The sequence below is a fragment of the Mesorhizobium sp. M1A.T.Ca.IN.004.03.1.1 genome, from assembly GCF_003997555.1.
Classification (GTDB): Bacteria; Pseudomonadota; Alphaproteobacteria; order Rhizobiales; family Rhizobiaceae; genus Mesorhizobium.
On the sequence record NZ_RZTV01000396.1, the window covers coordinates 1 to 268 of the forward strand.

Sequence of the window (268 nt, forward strand, 5' to 3'; positions counted from 1 at the left end):
TCGTGGACGGAAATCTGACGGATCTGTCCGGTCTGGCCCGGACGATGCGCGAAATCAGACCGGACGAAGTCTACAATCTTGCAGCGCAATCCTTCGTCAAATCATCTTGGCAGCAGCCGCTTCTGACGGGCAGCGTTACGGGCATGGGTGTTACCAATGTGCTCGAGGCGCTCCGCCTTGAAATCCCCGAGGCACGCTTCTACCAGGCCTCGTCATCGGAAATGTACGGCCTCATTCAGGAGCCGATGCAGTCGGAAACTACGCCTTT

The 268-nt window shown here is 57.5% G+C and carries 1 protein-coding gene; it reads left to right on the forward strand.

Features of this window, described 5'->3' with window-relative positions; genetic code table 11:
* Positions 1–268 (forward strand): GDP-mannose 4,6-dehydratase (locus tag EOD29_RS32140; protein ID WP_127248832.1); only part of this gene is annotated, 268 nt, incomplete at both ends.